Source organism: Marinobacterium sp. MBR-111, from assembly GCF_040547585.1.
Classification (GTDB): domain Bacteria; phylum Pseudomonadota; class Gammaproteobacteria; order Pseudomonadales; family Balneatricaceae; genus Marinobacterium; species Marinobacterium iners.
This window is the reverse complement of sequence record NZ_JBEPQA010000001.1, coordinates 287,214-308,156: the sequence shown is the minus strand read 5'-3', so window position 1 is coordinate 308,156 and position 20,943 is coordinate 287,214. Positions and strand designations below refer to the sequence as shown.

At 55.2% G+C, this 20,943-nt stretch carries 19 protein-coding genes and 4 tRNA genes; 4 read left to right on the top strand and 19 right to left on the bottom strand.

The genetic code is table 11. The features are described 5' to 3' along the window. Window positions 1-10: 10 nt before the first annotated feature. The 15 genes from pqqB to ABIE61_RS01395 all read right to left on the bottom strand — a co-directional run bounded on the left by pqqB (window position 11) and on the right by ABIE61_RS01395 (window position 11,731). A complete protein-coding gene (pqqB, locus tag ABIE61_RS01465) occupies window positions 11-931 on the bottom strand; it encodes a pyrroloquinoline quinone biosynthesis protein PqqB (protein WP_354406109.1) in 921 nt (306 codons plus the stop codon). Between the two features lie 69 nt (window positions 932-1,000). Next, complete coding sequence (gene pqqA, locus ABIE61_RS01460) at window positions 1,001-1,072, bottom strand: pyrroloquinoline quinone precursor peptide PqqA (RefSeq protein ID WP_003243383.1); 72 nt, start codon at window positions 1,070-1,072, stop codon at window positions 1,001-1,003. A 286-nt stretch (window positions 1,073-1,358) separates the two neighbouring features. Then, on the bottom strand, window positions 1,359-2,879 hold the full coding sequence (gene exaC, locus ABIE61_RS01455; protein ID WP_091822944.1) for an acetaldehyde dehydrogenase ExaC: 1,521 nt from the start codon (window positions 2,877-2,879) through the stop codon (window positions 1,359-1,361). Between the two features lie 152 nt (window positions 2,880-3,031). After that, window positions 3,032-4,462 (bottom strand): two-component system sensor histidine kinase NtrB, encoded by a 1,431-nt coding sequence (locus ABIE61_RS01450; RefSeq protein WP_354406107.1) that lies wholly within the window; start codon window positions 4,460-4,462, stop codon window positions 3,032-3,034. Between the two features lie 130 nt (window positions 4,463-4,592). Continuing rightward, the gene (locus ABIE61_RS01445) at window positions 4,593-5,897 is read right to left on the bottom strand and encodes a TRAP transporter large permease (protein ID WP_354406105.1); all 1,305 of its coding nucleotides are present in this window, start codon (window positions 5,895-5,897) and stop codon (window positions 4,593-4,595) included. After that, on the bottom strand, window positions 5,887-6,381 hold the full coding sequence (locus ABIE61_RS01440; protein ID WP_206834339.1) for a TRAP transporter small permease: 495 nt from the start codon (window positions 6,379-6,381) through the stop codon (window positions 5,887-5,889). Before ABIE61_RS01440 ends, ABIE61_RS01445 begins: the two co-directional genes overlap by 11 nt. 63 nt (window positions 6,382-6,444) lie before the next feature. Beyond that, window positions 6,445-7,455, bottom strand: coding sequence for a DctP family TRAP transporter solute-binding subunit (locus tag ABIE61_RS01435; RefSeq protein ID WP_425270448.1), 1,011 nt, complete (start codon window positions 7,453-7,455; stop codon window positions 6,445-6,447). 173 nt (window positions 7,456-7,628) lie between these two features. Further along, window positions 7,629-8,903, bottom strand: coding sequence for an ATP-dependent protease ATP-binding subunit ClpX (clpX, locus tag ABIE61_RS01430; RefSeq protein WP_091822958.1), 1,275 nt, complete (start codon window positions 8,901-8,903; stop codon window positions 7,629-7,631). 80 nt (window positions 8,904-8,983) lie between these two features. Continuing rightward, a complete protein-coding gene (gene clpP / locus ABIE61_RS01425; RefSeq protein ID WP_354406103.1) occupies window positions 8,984-9,619 on the bottom strand; it encodes an ATP-dependent Clp endopeptidase proteolytic subunit ClpP in 636 nt (211 codons plus the stop codon). Between the two features lie 97 nt (window positions 9,620-9,716). Next, window positions 9,717-11,045: a trigger factor gene (gene tig / locus ABIE61_RS01420; protein ID WP_091822964.1), complete on the bottom strand. Its 1,329-nt coding sequence runs from the start codon at window positions 11,043-11,045 to the stop codon at window positions 9,717-9,719. A gap of 76 nt (window positions 11,046-11,121) precedes the next feature. Continuing rightward, complete coding sequence (locus tag ABIE61_RS01415; RefSeq protein ID WP_354406101.1) at window positions 11,122-11,295, bottom strand: hypothetical protein; 174 nt, start codon at window positions 11,293-11,295, stop codon at window positions 11,122-11,124. 20 nt (window positions 11,296-11,315) lie between these two features. Beyond that, window positions 11,316-11,391 (bottom strand) — tRNA-His (locus ABIE61_RS01410). Window positions 11,392-11,411: 20 nt separating this feature from the next. Continuing rightward, window positions 11,412-11,496 (bottom strand) — tRNA-Leu (locus ABIE61_RS01405). Window positions 11,497-11,532: 36 nt separating this feature from the next. Continuing rightward, window positions 11,533-11,608, bottom strand: a tRNA-His gene (locus tag ABIE61_RS01400). A 46-nt stretch (window positions 11,609-11,654) separates the two neighbouring features. Continuing rightward, window positions 11,655-11,731, bottom strand: a tRNA-Arg gene (locus ABIE61_RS01395). Window positions 11,732-11,963: 232 nt separating this feature from the next. On the opposite strand from ABIE61_RS01395, the gene folD reads away from it, so the two are divergent. Beyond that, window positions 11,964-12,818, top strand: coding sequence for a bifunctional methylenetetrahydrofolate dehydrogenase/methenyltetrahydrofolate cyclohydrolase FolD (folD, locus tag ABIE61_RS01390; protein ID WP_354406099.1), 855 nt, complete (start codon window positions 11,964-11,966; stop codon window positions 12,816-12,818). Window positions 12,819-12,922: 104 nt separating this feature from the next. After that, window positions 12,923-14,770: a PAS domain S-box protein gene (locus ABIE61_RS01385; RefSeq protein WP_354406098.1), complete on the top strand. Its 1,848-nt coding sequence runs from the start codon at window positions 12,923-12,925 to the stop codon at window positions 14,768-14,770. Between the two features lie 24 nt (window positions 14,771-14,794). On the opposite strand, the gene cysS is transcribed toward ABIE61_RS01385, so the two are convergent. The 3 genes from cysS to ABIE61_RS01370 form a co-directional block, all read right to left on the bottom strand. Next, window positions 14,795-16,186 (bottom strand): cysteine--tRNA ligase, encoded by a 1,392-nt coding sequence (gene cysS, locus ABIE61_RS01380; RefSeq protein ID WP_354406096.1) that lies wholly within the window; start codon window positions 16,184-16,186, stop codon window positions 14,795-14,797. 69 nt (window positions 16,187-16,255) lie between these two features. After that, entirely contained in the window at window positions 16,256-17,149 is an 894-nt protein-coding gene (locus ABIE61_RS01375; RefSeq protein ID WP_354406095.1) for a hypothetical protein, read from the bottom strand. A gap of 7 nt (window positions 17,150-17,156) precedes the next feature. Beyond that, window positions 17,157-18,836 carry a glutamine--tRNA ligase/YqeY domain fusion protein gene (locus ABIE61_RS01370; RefSeq protein WP_354406093.1) on the bottom strand — a complete coding sequence of 560 codons (1,680 nt, stop codon included), beginning with the start codon at window positions 18,834-18,836 and terminating at the stop codon, window positions 17,157-17,159. Between the two features lie 188 nt (window positions 18,837-19,024). Here ABIE61_RS01370 and ABIE61_RS01365 point away from each other — a divergent pair, with 188 nt between their 5' ends. Both ABIE61_RS01365 and ABIE61_RS01360 read left to right on the top strand, forming a co-directional pair. Next, window positions 19,025-19,528, top strand: coding sequence for a peptidylprolyl isomerase (locus ABIE61_RS01365; protein WP_091823037.1), 504 nt, complete (start codon window positions 19,025-19,027; stop codon window positions 19,526-19,528). Then, window positions 19,528-20,289, top strand: a complete 762-nt coding sequence (locus ABIE61_RS01360; RefSeq protein ID WP_354406091.1) for a UDP-2,3-diacylglucosamine diphosphatase — start codon at window positions 19,528-19,530, stop codon at window positions 20,287-20,289. Before ABIE61_RS01365 ends, ABIE61_RS01360 begins: the two co-directional genes overlap by 1 nt. On the opposite strand, the gene ABIE61_RS01355 is transcribed toward ABIE61_RS01360, so the two are convergent. Beyond that, a complete protein-coding gene (locus ABIE61_RS01355) occupies window positions 20,273-20,902 on the bottom strand; it encodes a MiaE family protein (RefSeq protein ID WP_091823043.1) in 630 nt (209 codons plus the stop codon). The genes ABIE61_RS01360 and ABIE61_RS01355 overlap by 17 nt on opposite strands. Window positions 20,903-20,943 lie beyond the last annotated feature (41 nt).

Below are 20,943 nucleotides of genomic sequence, written 5' to 3'. Positions count from 1 at the left end.
TCGGATCTCCTCAGAATTCAATGCTCATGCCGTCAAAGGCGACCTCGATGCCGTGTTCGTTCAGCACGCCCCGCTCGGGGGAGTCTTCGATCAGGATCGGGTTGGTGTTGTTAATGTGGATGAGCACCTTGCGCGGTTTATCCAGCGTATCCAGGTAGGCGATCATGCCGTTCTCGCCAGACTGCGGCAGGTGCCCCATGTGCACGCCCAGCTTGTCACCGACGCCAGCGTGAATCATCTCGTCCTCGCGCCAGAGGGTGCCATCCACCAGCAGGCAGTCGGCCTGCTCCATGATCGGGCGCAGGTGGTCTTCGATCCGGCCCAGACCCGGGGCGTAGAACAGGGAGCGGCCGGTGGCGTCATCCTTGAGCAGGATGCCGATGTTGTCACCGGGGTGCGGGTCGTTGCGGTGCGGCGAGTACGGCGGCGCGCTGGAGCGCAGCGGCACGGCCGTCAGAGTGATGCCCGGCACTTCGGCAATGGTAAATTCGTTGTAGGTCTCGGTGCTGGGGATCTGGTTCCACGCCAGCCCACCGTTCCAGTGCTCCAGCATGTTGAAGACCGGGAAGCCGGTGCTCAGGTCCTGCTTCACCATGTCGGTGCAGTAGACCTGATGCGGGCAGCCTTCACGCAGCATCAGCAGGCCGGTGGTGTGGTCGATCTGGCTGTCCATCAGTACGACCGCCGCAATGCCGGTATCGCGTTTGCCCTGCTTGGGTTGTAGGGGCTCAAAGCTTTCCAGCTGAGCACGGATATCCGGTGAGGCGTTGAACAGAATCCAGTCGGTGCCGTTGAGGCTGGCCGCGATGGAGGATTGGGTGCGGGCCCTGGCGTTGAGGGTGCCGTTGCGCAGGTCTTTGCAGTTGTCGCAGTTGCAGTTCCATTGCGGAAAGCCGCCCCCGGCGGCGGAGCCCAGTATCTGTATTTTCATTATTGTGTGTATCCGCTGGGGTATAAAAGGATCGGCAAGCAAAAGCGGCCCCGAAGGGCCGCAGGGTGCTCAGCGGTTGGCGAAGTACATGGTGACTTCGAAGCCGATGCGCAGATCAGTGTAGGCAGGTTTGGTCCACATAATGCGTTCCTCATTTTTGTTATCGATATGTCTTTGTGACACCCTGATAGTAGGCAACCGTGCCACCACTCCAATATGGTACTTTGGAACGAATTCAGGGCTGACTTGGTATAGCAACCAGCGGTATGGCACGCCGCGGCATACCGTACACCTTATACGAAAAAAACGGCCCGGAGGCCGTTAAACGGATTGCTGCAGAGCAATAGACTGCCAGGGTGAAGCAGCCATGATTTGCACATCCCTGTGCAGTGCTTCGGAGATAACAGGGCCTGTAAAGGCCCGTGCCTTAGAAGAATCCCAGCGGGTTGATGTCGTAGCTGACCAGCATGTTCTTGGTCTGCTGGTAGTGATCGAGCATCATCTTGTGCGTTTCACGACCCACGCCGGACTTCTTGTAACCGCCAAAGGCAGCATGTGCCGGGTACTGGTGGTAGCAGTTGGTCCAGACACGACCGGCCTGAATGCCACGGCCCATGCGGTAGGCGCGGTTCATGTCGCGGCTCCATACACCGGCACCCAGACCAAACTCGGTGTCATTGGCGATGGCGAGGGCTTCAGCCTCGTCCTTGAAGGTGGTAACGGATACGACCGGTCCAAAGATCTCTTCCTGGAACACGCGCATGCTGTTGTTGCCCTTGAGCAGAGTCGGCTGGATGTAGTAGCCGCGGCCCAGGTCATCGCCCAGCTGCTCCTTGTCACCACCGATCAGCACTTCAGCACCTTCGGCACGGCCTATGTCGAAGTAGCTCATGATCTTGTCGAACTGCTCCTGAGAAGCCTGAGCACCGACCATGGTTTCGGTATCGAGCGGGTTGCCACGCTTGATCTTCTTGATGCGATCAATCACGCGCGCGATGAAATCATCGTAAATGCTTTCCTGCACCAGCAGACGCGACGGACAGGTGCAGACTTCGCCCTGGTTGAAGAACGCCAGTACGGTACCTTCCACACACTTATCGATGAATTCGTCTTCATGGTTCATGACGTCTTCAAAGTAGATGTTGGGTGACTTGCCGCCCAGCTCTACAGTCGACGGAATGATGTTTTCGGCAGCACATTTCAGAATGTGGGAACCCACCGGGGTTGAGCCGGTGAAGGCGATTTTGGCAATGCGCTTGCTGGTCGCCAGAGCCTGACCCGCTTCGGCACCAAAACCGTTAACGATATTCAGCACGCCCGGCGGCAACAGGTCCTGAATGGTTTCCATCAGCTTCAGAATGGACCAGGGAGTTTGCTCAGCAGGCTTCAGTATGATGCAGTTGCCTGCCGCCAGTGCCGGAGCAATTTTCCACGCCGCCATCAGCAGCGGGAAGTTCCAGGGAATGATCTGGCCGACAACACCCAGCGGCTCATGGAAGTGGTAGGCCACGGTGTTTTCGTCGATCTCGCCGATGGAGCCTTCCTGCGCACGGATACAGCCGGCAAAGTAACGGAAGTGGTCGATGGCCAGCGGTACGTCAGCGGCCAGGGTTTCACGCACAGCCTTACCATTGTCCCAGGTTTCGGCCACGGCGATCTGTTCCAGATTTGCTTCCAGACGGTCAGCAATCTTGAGCAGGGTGTTGGAGCGTTCCTGCACTGAGGTACGAGCCCAGGCATCCTTGGCTGCGTGGGCAGCGTCCAGTGCCAGTTCGATATCTTCAGCGGTTGAACGGGGGATTTCACAGAAGGCTTCGCCGGTTACCGGTGAAACGTTTTTGAAGTATTCACCTTTCACCGGGGCTTTCCATTCACCGCCGATGAAGTTGCCGTAGCGCGGCTGCAGAGTGACGATGGAATCTGCCTGTCCTGGCTGTGCGTAGATCATATTCTTAGCCTCTTGTTGTTATTCGCATCACGCTCGAAGAGCAGTAACGATTGACGCTTTCAATATTAGCGAACGCTACTGATCTTCGAGTATAGTGCCTTGGCAGTGAGAATATGAGCCTTTGGTACTAGACAGGCCGATTAATTGTCAGATTAGCTCAGCTCCAGCTGGATATGGAACGTGGTGCCCACTTCCGGATCAGAGGTAACAGCCATGTGGCCCCGGTGCTGCTGAGTGATGACATAGAAGGCAAAGGACAAGCGCTTTTCGGGCCCGGATGCAGATGCCATTTCATTCTCGGCATGGTGCGGATAGGGCTCGAACAGGCACATCTGCTCTTCACTGCTGAGGCCCACACCATTGTGCTGAATACGCAGTGACAGCGAATCATAGCTGCGTGAAGCATAGAGCTTCAGCTTCGGCACAAATCCTTCCCTGTTCTGTGCAACCTTATCACTCAGGGCCGCCAACGAGTAACGCAGAATGCTCAGCAAGGCCTGCTGAAGCTCTGTTATGTAACAGGGGACTTTCGGCAGATCGGTTTCGAAGTGACGCTCGATTTTGACATCACTGAACGGAATCGCATTGGGGAGCGCCAGTACTTCACCCGCCAGATCAACCGAGTGTTCAATGATGTCGATGACATTGGCACTGGCTGGTGCAGTTGTGCGCCCACGCGCAAATTCGAGCAGATTCTGAATCACTGACTCGACTTCTCGCCCGTTTTCGGCTGCGTTTTGCAGCAAGCGGTGAAGGCGTGCGACCTCCTCTTTCTGTTTGCCGCCTTCCTGCAGGAAGCTGGCGGATTCCAGCAGACTGTGGAAGCTGCGCAGATCAAACAGTATCGCCTGCAATGGCTTGTTTATATCGCTGGCCATAGTGGTGGCAAGCTCGCCCATCGACGCCAGTCGATCGTGCTGAATCAGCATGTTTTCGGCAATCACCCGGCGGGTGACATCATCCACCATAATCACCACACCCGGCTCGCTGTAGTTTTCAAGCGGATAGACGGTGATATCCATGTAGTAACTGCCCGGCTGGCTGTAACGCAGCGTCAGGGTTTCGTTCTTCTGCAGCGCCTCTTCAATGTGGCTCGGTTTCAAGGTGATGTCCGGATAGATAGCCCAGAGGTTGCGCCCGATCGCGTTGATCGCCTTGATACCGGAAAGCTTCTCGGCACGCGGGTTCCACTGTGTAATCGTGCCTTCCCGGTCAAGGCCGACCAGCACCAGCGGCATGGAGCTGAGAATATTCTGAATATAGGCCTCTGACGCCTGAAGGCGCCCAGTCGTCACCACATGCTCTGACACCTCCTGTTCCAACCGTGCGGTACGCTCTTTCACTCGTTTTTCGAGGTTGGCCTTGATCTCTTCCAGCTCGTGGTTGTAACCACGCGCCCGCCGCCAGACGATAAACAGCACGAGTGCCGCCAGCGTCAGCAGGATGATCAGCACACCGCTGGAAAAGTTGGCAACATATTGCCACTTGGTATTGCCATCCTCATCTCGGAACGGCGCAAATATATCGGCCTGGGCGAAGGTGGCAGGCAGCAAAAGCAACAGAGCTATACAGTATCGAAACATGATGCAAAGGGTATCCGGATGTAAAAAACTGGAAAGACAGGTGACTCAAGGCCCACATTATAATGAATCAGAGTGGCTTCGGGATACACCTGATCTGACCGGCCATGTCATGACCGGTCAGATCGGATGGCTACCAGGGGCCGACGACGTAACCCAGCTTGTCCGGCAGCCACAGGGCGATACCGGGCACCAGCATCACCAGCAACAGACTGCAGGCCATGGCTGCAATAAAGATCAACGTCCAGCCAATGGTATGCTCCAGCCGAATATTGGCGATCCGAGTGGTGACCATCAGGTTGACCGCGACCGGAGGGGTAAACTGGCCAATGGCAATATTCATCGCCAACAGGATGCCGAACCAGACCGGGTTCCAGCCAAAATGGTTCATCAGCGGCAGTACGATCGGGATCAGGATAAGGTAGATCGATACCGCATCCAACAGCATACCCGCAATCAACACCAGCAGCATGACCAACCCCAGCAGGACCCAGCCGCTTTCCGACAGCGCCAGCAGACCATTGGCCAAGTGCTGGAATGTGCCAAGCGTGGTGCCGGCCCAGGCAAAGATACCCGCCAACGCTATGATCAGCATCACCACACCCGAGGTCACCGCCGCTTCCGTCATCAGATCAAACAACTGGCGAATCCCCAGATTGCGGTAAACCAAACAGCCAACGATAACACCATAGGTGACCGCAACCACAGCCGCCTCGGTCGGTGTGAACAGGCCTGAACGCAAACCGCCTAGAATGATTACCGGTGCAAACAGTGCCGGCAAGGCCGCCTTGAGGCTGGGCCAGAATGGTGGGCGCTCTGACTTTTCCGGGTCTTCCCAGCCATACTTGCGGGCCAACAGCAGTGCTGGCACGAGAAGGGAGAGCCCAGCCAGAATGCCGGGAAACAAACCAGCAGCAAACAGTGCACGCAGATCGACGCCAGGCACCACGATGGAGTACAAAATCAAGGCGATGGAGGGCGGGATCAGAATCGCGGTGGATGAAGATGCCGCTATCAACGACGCCGAGAAGGCCTGAGGATAACCGGCCTTGCGCATGCTGGGCAGCATCACCATCGCCACGGCAGCGGCATCAGCGGGGCCTGAGCCACTCATCCCGCCCATAATCAGACAGACCAGTACGGCGACAACGGCAAGCCCGCCATGGCGAGGCCCGATCACCGACTGGGCAAAACGAACCAGGCTGGCTGCGACCCCTGCCCGCTCAAAAATAAGGCCCGTGAGGATAAACAGTGGAATGGCAATCAGGGGATATTTGGCCACACTGTTGTAGGTATTGGTTCCCAGAGTCGCCAGCATGTCTGGCGACAGCCCGGCCAGAATACCGATGATGCCGCCCAAGCCCAACGCAATGGCCACTGGCACACCCAGAAGCAGCGCCAGAAGGAAACTGCCGATCAGCAATAGATCAGGGCTCATGGATCACCTCCTGTGGTTCATTGCCACGCAGGCGATCAATGAGATTCTGCGTCGTGCGCACAACAATGGCTGCTGCCAGCAACGGCAGCCAAGCCACATAAATCCAGTTGGGCAGCCCGAGCCCCGGTGACAGTGATTCCCATTGATACTCTTCCAGCGCCAGCTTGGCACCGTACCAGCAGGTAACACCCAGTACGATCACGCCAGCCAGCCACTGCAGCACATACACGACCTTGAGCGCCGGTTTGGGCAGGTGATGTTCAACCAGTTCAATGCGAATGTGCTGATTATGGCGTGCCGCCACCGCTGCACCGGAAAAGGTCAGCAGTACCAGCAAAAAGACCGAAAACTCTTCGGTGAAGGCAAAAGAGGCATCGGTCGCATAACGCACGATTACATTGCCCAGACTGATCAGACAGATCGCGATCAATGACAGGGACGCCAGCCAGGCCTCCGGCCTGAACTTGGGGGGTCGGGTAGACATTATCACTCCACTTCAGACAACAACGCCCGCCGGGGTGGCGGGCGTCTTCATGCAGGTGCCCTATTACTGCGGACGGTTGGCAATGGCTTCCTGCGCCTGCTTGACCAACTCTTCGCCGATACGCGGCGTCCACTTTTCGTATACGGACTGAGTGGCTTCGACAAAGGCTGCGTGCTGTTCAGGGGTCAGGTCGGTCACCTGAACGCCACGCTCCTTGATTTTAGCCAGCGTCTCATCCAGTTCAGCACGGGATTTTTCGATCTCCCATTTGCCGGCATCAATGGCAGCCTGCTTCAGCAGGGCCTGATCTTCCGGGCTGAACTGGCTCCACACACGGTTGCTGACGGCAAATACCAGCGGGTCAGCCATGTAATGCCACTGAGTCAGGTAGGTCTGGCCCACCTGATCAATACGCGCCACATCAAATACAGACAGCGGGTTTTCCTGACCGTCAACCGCACCGGTGGTCAGTGCAGGTTTGGCATCGGCCCAGCTCATCTGAGTCGGGTTGGCACCCAGCGCCGTGAAGGTATCCTGGAACAGCGGTGAACCCACAACACGGACCTTCAGCCCTTCCAGGTCAGACGGCTGCTTGACTTCATGCTTGGAGTTGGACAGTTCACGGAAGCCGTTTTCACCCCAGGCCAGCGGAGTAACACCGCGCTTTTCGATCGCTGCAAACACCGCTTTGCCCGCTTCACCCTGAGTGATTGCGTCGATGGCAGCGTAGTCCGGCATCAGAAACGGCAGTGAGAACAGGTTCAGTTCAGGCACCTGCGGTGACCAGTTGATGGTCGAGCCAACCGCCATATCAATCAGGCCGGATCGCATGGCTGAAAACTCCTTGGTCTGGTCACCGGAGACCAGCTGGGAGTTGCTGTAGATTTTCATGTTGATGCGGCCTTCAGACCGCTCTTTTACCAGCTCGACCCATTTATCGGCAGCCTGTCCCCAGGGAAAGGCGGAAGGCAGAACGGTAGAGACGGTATACTCAGCCTTGTATTCGGCACTGGCAACAGAGCTGAACAGCAGTGTAGCGGCTGCAGCGGCCATGAATGTGCGACGTTTCAGCATCATGTCTTCCTTTTTTATCTGTTGTTGTATGGCAGCGGCATTATCCCGACCGCTTGCTCCAACCAATTATAAAAGGCTTGTCGACAGCGACGCAAAACAATTACACCCACTACCCTGCCCACAAACGAAAATCCCCGCACAGGGCGGGGATTTAGCGATAACGAAACACAGGATCAGCTGTCAGCCGAGGCTTTGGCTGGTTCCTGATTTTCGTAGATCAGGATCGGTTCGGAGGTGCCGGTGATCACACCTTCGTCGATCACTACCTTGGCAACATTATCCATCGACGGCAGCTGATACATGATATCCAGCAGAGTCGCCTCCAGAATGGAACGCAGACCACGGGCCCCGGTCCGACGCTCCAGCGCCTTTTCGGCGACCGCTTTCAATGCGTCTTCACGGAAGTCCACATCGACCCCTTCCATCTCGAACAGGGCCTGATACTGCTTGACCAGACTGTTCTTGGGCTCGGTGAGAATCTGAATCAGTGCCTCTTCATCAAGCTCGGACAACGTGGCAATCATCGGCAGACGCCCCACAAACTCGGGAATCAGACCAAACTTGACCAAATCTTCCGCTTCGACATCGTGCAGTGCTTCGCTCAGACGGCTGTCGTCCTTGCTCTTCACCACGGCACTGAAGCCGATGGAGCTGCGCTCACTGCGGTCACGGATAATTTTTTCCAGACCAGCGAAAGCACCACCACAGATGAACAGGATATTGGACGTGTCCACCTGCAGGAACTCCTGCTGAGGATGCTTGCGTCCACCCTGAGGAGGAACGGAAGCGACCGTACCTTCAATCAGTTTCAGCAGCGCCTGCTGTACACCTTCACCGGACACATCACGCGTGATGGAGGGGTTATCAGATTTGCGTGAGATCTTGTCGATCTCATCGATGTACACAATACCCAACTGGGCCTTTTCGACATCATAGTCACACTTCTGCAGCAGCTTCTGGATGATGTTTTCGACATCTTCACCCACATAGCCCGCCTCAGTCAGCGTAGTGGCATCCGCAATGGTAAAGGGCACATTCAGCAGACGCGCCATGGTTTCAGCCAGTAGGGTCTTGCCGCTGCCGGTGGGACCAATCAGCAGAATGTTGCTCTTGCCAAGCTCCACTTCACCCTTTTTCTGGAACCGCAGACGCTTGTAGTGGTTGTACACCGCAACCGCCAGCACTTTTTTGGCACGCTCTTGCCCGATTACGTAATCGTCCAAGGTCGCCTTGATCTCGGCCGGAGTCGGCAGGGTATCACTGGGCTCCTGCTCGTCCGAATCCTGAATCTCTTCGCGGATGATATCGTTGCAGAGATCAACACACTCGTCACAGATAAAGACAGAGGGACCTGCGATCAATTTGCGCACTTCATCCTGGCTTTTGCCGCAGAAGGAACAGAACAGCTTGCTGCCCTCCCCCCCCTTGCCGGTCGTCTCGTCTGCCATCTTCTTACCTCAAAAAAACCATTTACACTTGTTATGCGCCCGAGGCGGCCGAATTTCAACCCGACCGCGACAACAAAGGCTTATTCGCTCTCGGTACGGCGCTCAAGCACGGAGTCAATCAGCCCGTATTCAGCAGCGGTTTTCGGATCCATGAAATTGTCGCGATCCGTGTCACGCGCAATCGTCTCGAAATCCTGACCGGTGTGATGCGCCAGCAGGCGATTCAATTTTTCGCGGATGGACAGGATTTCACGGGTATGAATCTCGATATCGGTCGCCTGGCCCTGATAACCACCCAGCGGCTGATGAATCATTACACGCGCATTCGGCAGCGCAAAGCGCTTGCCCGGCTCACCTGCCGCCAGCAGGAAAGCGCCCATGCTGGCCGCCTGGCCAATACACATGGTGCTGACGTTGGGCTTGATGAACTGCATGGTATCGTAGATTGCCATGCCCGCCGTAACCGAGCCACCCGGTGAGTTGATGTACAGGTGGATGTCCTTGTCCGGATTTTCGGCTTCAAGGAACAGCAACTGGGCGACAATCAGGTTGGCCATATGGTCTTCGACCTGACCCACCAGAAAAATGACCCGTTCTTTGAGCAGACGGGAGTAGATATCGTAGGCGCGCTCGCCTCGTGAGCTCTGCTCCACCACCATCGGGACCAGCCCGGAATTGGTGATTTCGGTGGAACGCCCGGAATAGATATCTGCCATGCAAGAATTCTCCTTACCCTGATAAGCGAAAAAACGACAGTCAGCCAGGCCAACTGTCGTTTCCTTTACGGCTTACGCCCTGACCGGCTGTTCCGGATCAGGCTTCGGTCTCTTCAGCTTGCTGCTGAGCAGGCTTGATAGCCTCCTCGTATGCAACCGCTTTTTCAGTGACTGTAGCAGAAGCCAGCAGATGATCAACTACCTGATCTTCCAGTACCAGGCTCTTGATCTGGTTCAGGATCTGGTCGTTGCTGTAGTACCAGTCGATAACCTGCTGCGGTTCCTGGTAGGTTTCAGCCATCTCTTCAACGGTTTCGCGCACACGCTGCTCATCCGCTTTCATGTCGTTGGCCTTGACCACTTCCTGAACCAACAGGCCTACGCTTACACGGCGCTGAGCCTGAGCTTCGAACATTTCTTTCGGCAACATGTTCGGGTCGATGTTGGCATCCTGACCACCGAACTGCTGAATTGCCTGACGACGCAGGTTGTCAATTTCGCTGTCGATCAGGGCTGCAGGCACCTCAATCTCATTGGCCTTGAGCAGCTCAGTGAAGACCTGATCTTTCAGCTTCATTTTCAGAGCGTGCTTGAGCTCGCGCTCCATGTTCTTGCGCACTTCAACCTTGAAGCCATCCAGTTCTTTCTCTTCGATGCCAAAGCGAGAGAAGAACTCTTCGTTCAGTTCAGGCAGTTCCTGAGCGGAAACGCTCTGTACCTTGGTCTTGAAAACAGCCGCTTTACCTTTCAGGTTTTCAGCGTGGTAGTCTTCCGGGAAGGTGATTTCCAGATCGAACTCTTCACCCGCCTTCTTGCCTTCCAGACCGGCTTCAAAGCCAGGAATCATGGAGCCGGAACCCAGCACAAGGCTGTGACCCTCTGCCTTGCCGCCTTCGAATGCTTCGCCATCGATGAAGCCTTCAAAGTCGATCTTGACCTGGTCGCCTTCAGCCGCAGCGCGATCCACTTCGGTCCAGTTTGCCTGCTGCTTGCGCAGGGTATCGATCATCTGATCCATGTCGGCATCAGTGATTTCGGCAGTCTGCTGTTCCAGCTCAACGCCGGACAGATCTTTCAGTTCAATCTCCGGGTACACTTCAAAGGTAGCCACGTACTGAAGGTCTTCACCTTCTTTGTCGTTCTTGAACTCGATGTTGGGACCACCCGCCGGCTGCAGTTTTTCCTGCTCAACAGCGGTATAGAAGCTTTCCTGAACGACCTGACCCAATACGTCCTGACGGATCGCGCTGCCGAACATGCGCTTGATCACCTTGGGCGGAACCTTGCCCGGACGGAAACCATCCAGACGGCGAGTGCGCGCCTGCTGAGCAACCAGCTTGTCTACGTCCTGGTCAATGCGTGCAGCCGGGACAGTTACGGTCATCTGACGCTCGAGGCCGGAAGTCGTTTCAACAGAAACTTGCATGGAGATCCTCACAAATAGTTTGCAGCATGATGTTGCGACCTGCAGGCTCGCCCTCCGTAATATTCATCCCGTTGATTCAGGGATCAATATGCGGCTGATGACGACCGACCAGCAGAGCCAAAATTCTAAAGCGCGAAATTTTCTTCCAACTGCCGCCATTAGTCAAGCAAAAGCCCAACAGCAGTAAAATGAAAAAGAATGTATTAATGAAGGTAAAGCCTTGAGAATCATAAAGATAGAGGGGAGGCATAACAGAATATCAGGGCACACTGGGGTGGACGATGGGGCTCGAACCCACGACCACCGGAATCACAATCCGGGGCTCTACCAACTGAGCTACGCCCACCATATAGTGTGTTGCCTGTGTGGTGCGGACGGAGAGACTCGAACTCTCACACCTTGCGGCACTGGAACCTAAATCCAGCGTGTCTACCAATTCCACCACGTCCGCCAACTTTTCAGCCAGCGGCTGAAGCTTCCAAGGTAATGGGGTGGACGATGGGGCTCGAACCCACGACCACCGGAATCACAATCCGGGGCTCTACCAACTGAGCTACGCCCACCATAACCTTGTATACTCAACCTTTTAGACGACCTTAACCAGCATGCTGGCGCGCCCGGCAGGGCTCGAACCTGCAACCTACGGCTTAGAAGGCCGTTGCTCTATCCGATTGAGCTACGAGCGCATAATACGCCGCCTCGTCTTGAGTATCTACCCCGTCTCGAGGAGGTGCGTATCCTAAGGCAGTGCCTCGGCAAGGTCAACACCCGGATTCAATATTTTTCAGCAGAAACAACACTCTGTATCAGTACCACCAAAAGAAAAGTGCATTGGCCCTGCAGGCCCAAAGATGAGAAAATCAGCAGTATTGTTCATTTCCCACTTATATATGCAGCTTAAAGGAACATTCTCCAGCCATGAGCGCCCGCATTATTGATGGCAAGCAAATCGCTGCCGAGGTCAGACAGAAAGTACGCGCAGGTATTCAGGCCCGCCTGGAACAGGGTAAACGCGCACCCTGCCTCGCCGTGATTCTGGTCGGCAGCGACCCCGCTTCCCAGGTTTACGTTCGCAATAAGAAAAATGCCTGCGAAGAGGTCGGCATTACCTCACGCGCCTATGACCTGCCGGCTGAAACCGGTCGTGAAGAGCTGCTGGAGCTTATTAGCACACTCAACGATGACAAAAATGTGGACGGCATTCTGGTCCAGTTGCCTCTGCCGCGTCATCTTGATGCCACCGAAGTTTTGGAGCAGATTCGCCCGGACAAGGACGTGGATGGCTTCCATGCCTTCAACCTTGGTCGCCTGGCTCAGCGTATGCCGGTTCTTCGCCCCTGTACCCCCAAAGGTGTTATGACACTACTGGAGTCCACCGGCATCGACTTGCATGGCCAGGAAGCCGTCATCGTCGGCGCCTCCAATATTGTTGGCCGCCCAATGACGCTTGAATTGCTGCTTGCTGGTTGTACCACTACGACCACGCACCGCTTTACCCGCGACCTGGAAGCCCATGTCCGCCGTGCCGATATTGTTGTGGTTGGCGTTGGCATCCCCGGACTTGTGAAGGGCGAATGGATCAAGCCCGGCGCGGTTGTGATCGATGTCGGCATTAACCGGCTGGATGACGGCCGCCTGGTTGGAGACGTTGAATTCGCACCCGCTGCCGAACGCGCGGGCTGGATCACCCCTGTGCCAGGTGGCGTAGGACCAATGACCGTTGCCAGCCTTATGGAAAATACTCTCGAAGCATCTGCCATGCTCGAAGGCTAGTGGAGATGGGTGTCGATCACGGATAATATCGACACCCAAAAACACCTGTTTTAACAGCAAAAATCTGCTAGTTTTATCGACAGGCGTTGAAGGAATATTGCAGGATGCAAATGGACAAGGACACCCTCCCCAAGCAAAACAGTACTCCCTTTCAGTACCGGCTGCGCCAGCTCGGCCTCCCGGTTGCGATTTTCATCGTCGGTACAGTGCTGAGCCTTAACCTGGCCAAACACGAGGCAAACCGACAGCGACTGGAGCTGGAAGACCGTTTCAAGGCAACCGTACAGCAAACCACCCGCGTACTACAGGAAAAGGTTGATCGTTTTACGCTATTGATGAAAGCGGGCCGCGGACTGGTGCTGAACCATCCTGACGCCCCCACCCTGCAGCTGAATCGACGCTGGCACCAGATGTTTGACTCCTACGAGATGCGATACTCCGATTTCGGAATCATTGGGCTCTCCTACACTCGCTACCTTGCACCAGACGAGCGCCAGGCTTTTGTTGATCGTTTCAATCAAGACAGTCCGCGCAAATTGACAATCTTTCCACCGCCTGCCCCCAACCAGCCCAGCTTTCTGGTCATGCACTTGACGCCAGCTGCCGTGGAAAGCCGCATGCTTGGATATGATATCTATAATGGTGATTCACGACGCAAAGCCGCTTTACAGGCTATGACCAGCGGTACGATGAGCGTTACCCAGCCCCTGTCATTGCTGCCAACCGATATCAACTCTCTGGATTACCTTCTACTACTGCCCGTGCAGACCAATGCAGCCTTTCTGGGCTGGGTAACACTCGGTTTCAGCATGAGTCAGCTAGTGCAGGAAAGCCTGAACGACCTGACCAACCCACTGCGCATTCAGCTGATAGATCCTCGACAAGACAGTCAGTCAATCAGCTATGACTCCCACCCTGAACTGGGTCAGCCCGAACCAAGTTTGCAACACGCCGCAAGCCTGACACTGGCGGGACAGGAGATCCACCTTCAGATCAGCCCCCTCGACCCCGACCTGCACCGAGAGGCATCCAGCCAGTACCACGGCCCAACGCTGATATCAGGCTTGTCATTGACCCTTTTAGTCGCCTCATTGCTGCTGTTTTTTATTCAGGCACGGCATCAGGCACTGCGCCTGAGCAACCATATGGCCGCCCGAGCAGACGAGATGTATAAGCGCTACAGAACACTGTTCACACAATCGCCCGAAGCAATCGTGGTACATGTCAACGGGGTTGTTGAGCTGGCCAACGAACATGCCGCTGCTCTGTTCGGCTGCAACTCACCGGATAAATTATTACAACTCAGTATCGATACCTTGGTACACCCCGACAGCCTAAGTTTTGTTCGTGATCGTGGTGCCGCACTGGAACGTGGCGAAGCCCTGAAACCCGCTGAACAAAAACTGATGCGGCTGGACGGTTCCACTTTTGAAGCCGAGGTCTCGAGTACAATGATCCAGTATCGCGGCAAACAGGCCATTCAGGTGATGTTTCGTGACATAACTTCGGATAAGGCGCAGCGTCAGGAGTCACGAATTGCCCAAGCGGTATTTCGTCACAGTCATGACGCCATCATGGTCACGGACGGGCGCGGCAGAATCGAGCTGGTAAATGCAGCCTTCCAAAAGCTGACGGGGTACGCTCCGGCTGCCATGACAGGTCGCAACGTTTCAGTACTCAATTCCGGCCACCACGACAGCTCGTTTTTCCATCGCATGTGGATGGCATTGATCAATACTGGCGAATGGAGCGGTGATATTGTCAATCGCACCCGCGAAGGACGACTCTATATCCAGGAGACCAACATTACCGCTGTAAAGGACGAACAACAGCAAACCCAGCATTATGTTTGCTTGATGCGAGATGTAACTGAACAAAGACGTGGCCTTGATTACACCCAGCTGCAGGCGCTAAAGGAACAACTGGCTCAGACACACGGCCTAAGCCAGTAAGGAACCTCAACTGCCTGCCAACAATCAGCCTTCGCGATACCAGCTTGTGCCGTCACGACTGTCTTTCAGGACAACACCCTTCTCAGCCAGCAGATCCCGGATACGATCGCTTTCGGCAAAATCCTTGTCCTTGCGCGCTTGAGCTCGCTGCTCGATAAAGGCTTCAATCTCTTCCGCCGACAGATCACCCTCACCTGCTTCCCCCTGCAGAAACTGATCCGGCTCCTGTTGCAACAGACCGATCATACCGGCCAATTGCTTCAACTGAGCAGCCAGCTGGGGCGCTACAGGATCATTATCACGCGCAGCCTTGTTCAGTTCGCTGGCAATTTCAAACAGCACCGCCAATGCGCGCGGGGTATTGAAATCATCATCCATGGCTTCAACAAAGCGCTGCTCATAATCATTCTGCAGCGTCATCTCCTGCGCCAGCTCAGGCACCGCCTTCAGTGCCTGATAGAAACGTTCAAGCGCACTGTGCGCCTCCCGCAACCCATCTTCCGAGTAATCGATATAGCTGCGGTAGTGCACACTTGAGAGGAAGTAGCGAACCACTTCAGGATTGTAGTGCTTGAGCACCTCACGAATGGTGAAGAAGTTGCCCAGCGACTTGGACATCTTCTCCTGCCCCATGCGAACAGGCCCTGCGTGCATCCAGTAATTGACGTAGGTGCAGCCATTGGCCGCCTCAGACTGAGCGATTTCATTTTCGTGATGCGGAAACGGCAGATCTGGGCCGCCACCGTGAATATCAAAGGTCTTGCCCAAGCAGCATTTGGACATGGCCGAACACTCAATGTGCCAGCCGGGGCGGCCCTGACCCCAGGGGGAAGACCAGCTAACTTCACCAGGCTTGGCTACCTTCCACAGGACGAAATCAAGTGGGCTTTCCTTGGCTTCTTCCACCTCCACACGGGCACCCGAGCGCAGGTCTTCCAATACCTTATTGGTCAGACGGCCGTAGGTTTCAAACCGCTCGACCCGATAGTAGACATCGCCATTAGCTGCCGCATAGGCATAGCCCTTCTCGATCAGGGTCGACACCATATCGATAATATCGCCGATATGCGCCGTGGCACGGGGCTCCTGATCGGGACGCAACACAAACAGCCGCGCCTCGTCCTCATGCATCGCCGCAATCATGCGTTCGGTCAACGCATCAACAGACTCACTGTTCTCAGCTGCACGGCGGATGATTTTGTCATCCACGTCGGTGATATTGCGCACATAGGTCACGTCCCAGCCACGGGCACGCAGATAACGCGTAATCAGGTCGAAGGCAACCATTACCCGAGCATGACCGATATGACAGTAGTCGTACACGGTCACACCGCACACATACATGCGGATCTTGCCGGGCTCAATAGGAGTAAAGGCTGTCTTGCTGTTGGTCAGAGTGTTATAGATTTGAAGCATTACTATCCGCCAGACCTGAAATGAGTTGAAAGCGCAAAAACGGGATTATAGCGTGAAAGCGGCCTGTGATCATGGCAATGATACGGTACCCAACCAGGCCTGACCCAGCAGGCTGCTCTCACGGGTCAGGAGAAGGCCATCTTGGGTCCAGACAACAGCCTCCCATTGCCCTGCAGGTGTAAGGCTATGATATTGAGCCCCCTCCCAGTCCGGAAGGTTATCTTTGACAGGCACCGTCCAGACAAAGGCTCGCGAACTGATTCGCCCCTTGGTATAACCCAGCAGCACTAGGCGCTGCCGCTGGGGATCGTAGTCCGCAGCCGTAATCAAACCGCCGACCGGGTAACGCCCCACGGGTTCAACGACCTGGCGTGGCACCCCTGCCGGATCGACCTGATATACTCGGGTATGCTGATCCTGCCAGTTCTTGCTGAATACCCATACCTTGCCGTTGACCACGGCGGCGGCTTCACAGTCGTTGTCATGAGCATAGGCGCCCGCTGACTTGCCGGCATCGGCAAAACGGAATTCCAGCAGCCGCGAGGGAACTTCGTTACCAGCCGAGGCCTGCAGCAGTGACTGCCAACGTATTGAGTAGATTTGCATCCACTCCCGCCGCCCCAGATTGTTACCGCAATCCAGCACATGTAGCCAATCGGCATCATACGCCATCTCTTCCCAGTCAAAGTTCAGCGCATCCCGTACACGCAGGGTTGAAAGCACTTCACCAGACATCAGGTCAAGACGGTACAGTTGAGGCTTATCACCGCTGTCATTATGGGTCCATAGCTGACCCTGATGTTGAGAAAGACCCGATGACTCTATCACCTCCAACGGCAACACGGCTCGCCGCTCTACCGTCAGTGAATCGATCGGCCCCGCAACAGGGTGACTGGCACAGCTGGTCAGCAACACTACACTGAGCAGTGCTGCCAACGAGCCGACACGCATCCTTGCCTGCATAATCACATCACTTCGCCTGAATTTTGGCCCAGGAGTCTCGCAAGGTGACCGTGCGGTTGAAGATCAGATGCTGTTCACTGGAGTCAGGATCAACGCAGAAATAGCCATTACGTTCGAACTGGTAGCGACTTTCAGCCACTGCATGTTTGAGTCCGATCTCAGCACGGGCATTGGCCATAACCTTGAGCGATTCAGGATTGAGGAACTCATGGAAGTCGCGATTCTTGTCCGCATCAGGGTTGGCCTCGGTGAACAGGCGGTCATACAGACGCACTTCACACGCTACAGAGTTATCAGCCGACACCCAGTGAATCACGCCATTAGGCTTGTAACCAGTAGGGTTTTCACCTTTGGTAGCCGCATCATAGCTGCAGATCAGTTCTACCACTTCACCCTGCTCGTTCTTGATCACCTCGTTACAGGTAATCACATAGGCACCACGCAGACGCACGGCATCACCCGGCGCAAGACGCTTCCACTTTTTCGGTTTTTCCTCAGCAAAGTCTTCACGTTCAATCAGCAGATTGCGGGTAAATGGCACCTTGCGCAGCCCCATGGACTCATCCTTGGGATGCGCCGGCAGTTCAAACCACTCCTGCTCACCCTCGGCAAGATTGCTGATGGTAACCTTTATCGGATCGATAACGCACATGGCCCGAGGTGCATTGGCATCCAGATCGTCACGGATAGCCGCTTCCAGCATTCCCATATCTACCGTGCCGTTGGAACGCGTTACACCGATCATGTCGCAGAAATTGCGGATTGAAGCTGGTGTAAAGCCACGGCGACGCATACCGGAGATGGTCGGCATACGCGGGTCGTTCCAGCCATTAACGTGCCCTTCGTCAACCAGCAGCTTAAGCTTGCGCTTGCTGGTGATGGTGTAGTTCAGGTTGAGACGGGCAAATTCATACTGACGCGGCTTAACCGGGACCGGCAGATTCTCAATGAACCAGTCATACAGTGGGCGATGATCTTCAAATTCCAGTGTGCAGATGGAATGCGTAACGCCCTCAATCGCATCGGACTGACCGTGAGCGAAGTCATAGGAGGGGTAGATACACCACTTGTCACCGGACTGATGATGATGAGCGTGGCGAACGCGGTAGATCACCGGGTCGCGCATGTTCATATTGGGTGCAGCCATATCGATTTTGGCACGCAGGGCACACTCACCCTCCGAGAAATCACCGTTGCGCATCTTTTCGAACAGGGCCAGGTTCTCTTCTATGCTGCGCTCACGGTAGGGACTGTTTTTGCCAGGCTCAGTCAAGGTGCCACGGAACTCACGCATTTCATGGGCGCTAAGGCTGTCCACATAGGCCTTGCCTTCATTGATCAAATGGATCGCCCAAGCATACAGCTGCTCGAAATAGTCAGAGGTGTAACGCACCTCACCGCTCCATTCAAACCCGAGCCAGCGCACATCTTCGATAATGGAATCGATGTACTCCTGACTTTCCTTCTCGGGATTGGTGTCGTCGAAACGCAGTTGGCACCGACCATTGAAGCGCAGTGCCGTGCCAAAGTTCAGGCAGATCGACTTGGCATGACCAATGTGAAGATAGCCATTGGGCTCAGGCGGGAATCGAGTCACCACTTGCCCATCGTTCAGGCCTTTGCTGAGATCATCTTCAATAATCTGGTGGATAAAGTTGTTCGGCTTGGGACTGTCGTTTCTGGTCATATCCATGTCTTGTCGAAGCTGAAAAAGGCCGGCCGATTGCCGGAACTGAAGCCGATCATTATAACCGCAGATCAGCCCTGCACGCACGCGGACACCGGCTCAAATCGCAGCCAGCGACATCATGTGGATGCAGCGATGTAAGACTTGAGTATAATAGCTCTACACATAAGAGAAACAGGGAAACCGATATGATCATCCTGCAAACCAATTTCGGCGACATCACACTGGAACTGGACCACGAAAAAGCGCCGGAAACAGCAGCTAATTTCGAGCAGTATGTACGCGATGGCTTCTATGACGGCGTGATTTTTCACCGCGTAATTGACGGTTTCATGATCCAGGGTGGTGGCTTCGAGCCCGGTATGATCTCCAAAGAGACCCGCGAACCGATCAAGAACGAAGCCGATAACGGCCTGTCCAACCAGACTGGCACTATCGCCATGGCCCGCACCATGGACCCGCACTCTGCATCAGCTCAGTTCTTCATTAACATCTCCGACAACACCTTTCTCGACCACACAGCCAAAACCACCGAGGGCTGGGGTTACGCCGTATTCGGTAAGGTTGTCGATGGCATGGATGTGGTCAACAAGATCAAGGCAGTCAACACTACCATGCGCGCCGGACACCAGGACGTTCCGGTTGAAGACGTGGTCATTGAGTCAGCCAGCATCAAACAAGCGGAAGAGTAATGCGACGGCTGTTTATCGCCGACCTGCACCTGCACCACAAACGCCCGGACATTATCCGGGCGTTTGTGATACTGCTTGAGCAAAAGGCACCGCAGTTCGATGAACTCTACCTGCTGGGCGATATATTTGAAGCCTGGGTGGGTGATGATGGTGCACCGGAATATCTTGAGCCGGTTTACCATGCACTGCGCAAACTTGCTGCCCTGGGCACACGCATTCTGTTTCAGCACGGCAACCGAGACTTTCTGTTCGGCCAGGCAGCCGCTACACGCCTTGAGGTTACATTACTGCCTGAAGTGGTACGCCTTGAATCGGAACAGGGTCCTTTTCTGGTACTGCATGGCGACCAGCTGTGTACTGACGACCGTGACTATCAGCAGTTTCGCACCATGGTGCGTGACCCCAAGTGGCAACAGGCATTTCTCGCCAAACCTCTTGCCGAGCGTGAGGCGATAGCCCAGCAGCTGCGTGAAACCAGTCGCAGCGAAACAGCCAACAAGACCGAAACCATTACCGATGTGTCTTCCATTGCCGTTAGCGCGTTGATGCAGCATGAGCAGGTCGACCTGATCATTCACGGCCACACCCACCGCCCCGCCCTGCATCACCGGCAAAACGGTGATCGCGGCGAGCGCATTGTGCTGGGAGACTGGGACCGAGAGGGCTGGTACTTGGAGATGGACACACAGGGCATCCGCCTGTATGCCTTTACCTTACCCGTAGGTGAAAAGCTGCAGTCCGAACTCAGGCAGCAGCTGTAAGAGCCGCCGAAGGACGACCGCTGTGGAAGCGAAACTCGTCGTCCTCGGCCAGAATCAACTCGCACTCTATCTGACGAAAATACTCGATACGATCATCGATCGGCTCACCTGCATAGTCTCGTGCAAGCTGCAGATAATCCTGATAGTGACGCCCTTCGGACTTCAGCAGAGAACGGTAGAATTTTGCCAACTCATCATCCAGCGAAGGCGCCAAAGCAGCAAAACGCTCGCAGGAGCGAGCCTCGATAAACGCCCCAATAATCAATACATCAATCAACCGCCCCGGTTCTGACGTTCTAACACCGGTACGCAAACCGCCTGCATAGCGCGCAGGACTCATATGGTCATAACGATGACCCCGAGCCTCCATCAACGCCAATACCTGCTCAAAATGGATCAGCTCTTCCCGTGCCAGCCGTGACATCTTGTTCAGCAGATCAGAGCGATCCACGTAACGGAACATCAATGTCATTGCAGTAGAAGCGGCTTTTTTCTCGCAATGAGCGTGATCGGTGAGCAGAATCAGCTGGGATTCGGGCTTCGCAGCCAGTTCAAGCCACTCCTGCGGAGTTTCACAGCCAAGAAAGTCTTTGATTTCGCTCAGGGCGTCCATCCAGCATTACCTGTTTCTGCAAATAAAAACGGGGCGCATTA